This is a genomic window from Frankia sp. AiPs1, from assembly GCF_023716945.1.
In the GTDB taxonomy this organism is placed as follows: Bacteria; Actinomycetota; Actinomycetes; order Frankiales; family Frankiaceae; genus Frankia.
In genome coordinates this window covers 1-2,500 of sequence record NZ_JAMQQF010000722.1, presented here as the reverse complement: position 1 = coordinate 2,500, position 2,500 = coordinate 1, and the positions used below count along the sequence as shown (strand labels likewise).

Annotated in this window: 2 protein-coding genes and 1 other RNA gene; 2 read left to right on the top strand and 1 reads right to left on the bottom strand. The window is 72.7% G+C overall.

Annotated features, from left to right (window positions below; all coding sequences use genetic code 11):
• Positions 1 to 214 precede the first annotated feature (214 nt).
• Positions 215 to 629: RNase P RNA component class A (gene rnpB, locus ND748_RS29940), an RNA gene on the top strand.
• A 42-nt stretch (positions 630 to 671) separates the two neighbouring features.
• Here rnpB and ND748_RS29935 read toward each other — a convergent pair.
• A complete protein-coding gene (locus ND748_RS29935; protein ID WP_251749560.1) occupies positions 672 to 1,031 on the bottom strand; it encodes a hypothetical protein in 360 nt (119 codons plus the stop codon).
• Between the two features lie 441 nt (positions 1,032 to 1,472).
• On the opposite strand from ND748_RS29935, the gene ND748_RS29930 reads away from it, so the two are divergent.
• A partial coding sequence (locus tag ND748_RS29930) for a serine/threonine-protein kinase (protein WP_251749558.1) occupies positions 1,473 to 2,500 on the top strand: 1,028 nt, incomplete at its 3' end.

The following is a 2,500-nucleotide window of genomic DNA, read 5'->3' as shown; positions in this document are numbered from 1 at the left end:
GCGGCACGCCCGGCGCCGGGACCGCGGCGCCGCCGGCGGGCGGTGGCGGGCTCGCAGGGCGGGTGTAGTCGATCCTCTTGCCCGGCTGGTCGGATCCCGCCATCTTTGCCCCATCCATCATGATCGCCCGGACGGCCGTGCCCCGTGCCGTCCAGCTACGTCCCCTGTGCCCAGGGATTCTAGGCGGGCGCGTGCCCTATGCTGAAGATGCGGACGAGGTGGCCGGGCGGCCGCGTCGGCACCGGTTCACGCCGGTGCCGCCGAGGAAAGTCCGGGCTCCACAGGGCAGGGCGGTGGGTAACACCCACCCGGGGCAACCCGCGGGACAGTGCCACAGAAAACAGACCGCCGGTGCCGGAGACGGCGTCGGTAAGGGTGAAACGGTGCGGTAAGAGCGCACCAGCGCCCAGGGTGACCTGGGCGGCTCGGTAAACCCCGCCCGGAGCAAGGTCAGAAGGCCCGCGGCCGTAACCGGTCGCGAGCCGCGCAGGCGTTCGAGGGCTGCCCGCCCGAGTCTGCGGGTAGACCGCTGGAGGCTGCCGGCAACGGCAGCCCGAGAGAGATGGTCGCCACCGGCGAGCCGCAAGGCGACCCGGCCACAGGACCCGGCTTACAGGCCACCTCGTCCGCACGACCAGCACGTTCTCGCGGATCACACCGGCGCCGGATGTTCAGCGACCGGCCAGGGTGAGCGCGGCGACCAGACCCGAGATCTCCTCCGGTTGGAACCGCACCACCCGACGCTCCCAGGTCAACCGCGCGGCCAGGTCGGCCGGGAGCATGGTGGACAGGCGGCGGCCCGCCGAGGCGTCTTCGAAGGCCACATAGCCGGCCGTCCCCTGCTGACCCCACAGCGGATTGAGCCCGCCCTGGCATGAGTAGTCCGTATCGATGCCGGCCACCCACAACGCGCGAATTAGGTCCGCGAGACCCTCGTCGACGAACGCCACGCGGCGTCGGTAGCTGATCCCGACCTGCCGGTGCACCGATGGGTTCATGCCTGCGAGCCGCAACAGCGGCGGCGTGGTCACGGCCGGTCCGGCGTCCCGAGCGCTGGGGGGGCGCTTGGACAGGCGCCGCATCTGAGGACTCATGCCTGCCCAGTCTGCTAGTCGGCCCCGCGCGGCCGATGGAGGGGACGGTGACCGAGGCGAACGGCCTCACCGCGGAACATCCGCCCGCGCGCCGCCGACTGAGCGGCCCGCGCGCCGCCCGGTTCGCCGTCGCCGCCGGGCGTCGAACCGAGAGCGGCGTCACGGCGGCCCAGATCGAACTTGTGAACGGCCTCGCCAAGGCGTCGGACATAGTGGGATTACGTGAGTGCATCGCTGGGGACGTGCACGCAGGATGCGGCAGCGAGCGCACGTCGCTCGCGCGCGTCGACAGGAATGTGGGCATCGTGGCGACGCCCCACGCGAGCACGCCGCGATCTGACAGCTCATCGATGACGATGGGCCACGAGCAGGAGGTCCATGCCGGTGAGGCCGTTGCGCGCCATCGATCCGCGGACTGTGGGGCCGTACCGGCTGACCGCACGCCTGGGCAGCGGCGGCATGGGGATGGTCTACCTCGGCGAGGACGCCGCCGGCCGGCGCAGCGCGGTGAAGGTGCTGCGCGACGAGCATGCCGGCGACCAGCTCTTCCTGCGCCGGTTCGGCCGGGAGGTCCGGGCCGCCGCGGCGGTCGACAGTCCCCGGGTCGCGCGGCTGGTGGACGCCGCCCCGGAGGCGGAGACTCCGTGGCTGGCGACCGAGTACATCGAGGGCCCGACCCTGACGGCCGAGGTGGCGCGCAACGGCCCGCTGTCGGCTGCTGCGCTGCAGACGCTCGCGGTAGAGCTGGCGTTGGCCCTGGTCGCCATTCACGGCGCCGGTGTGGTGCATCGCGACCTCAAGCCCGGCAACGTGATGCTGGCCGAGGACGGCGCCAAGGTGATCGACTTTGGGATCGCCGCCGGGGTGCCCGGCACCGTCACGGTCACCGGCGTGGTCCTCGGCAGCGTCGGCTACATGGCACCCGAACTGCTCACCACGACCGGTATGCCCGGACCGCCCGCCGACATCTTCTCCTGGGCCCTGACCCTGTCGTTCGCGGCCAGCGGGCGGCCGCCGTTCGGGGAGGGTCCGCTCGAGGCCCTGCTCCTGCGGACCCTGCACGACAACGCCGCGGTCGACGGTTTGCCCGCCCGACTCGGGAAGATCGTCTCCAAGGCCCTCGACAAGAGGCCCGACCGCCGGCCCACCGCCCGCCAACTCCTCGACCGGCTCCCCGCGGCCCCGCCTTCGCGGGCGGCGACCCTCGGCCCTGCGACGACGGCAACGGCAACGGCAACGGCAGCAATCACAGCAACGACAGCAACGACAGCAACGACAGCAATCACGGCAACGACGACGACCGCAACGACCGCAGCAGGAGCGACGGCCGACGCCGGGCAGCACGTCTGGCGGACAGCGGCGTCCCCGGTGCCGGCGTCCCCGACGCCGCCCGCCGGGGCGGCGGC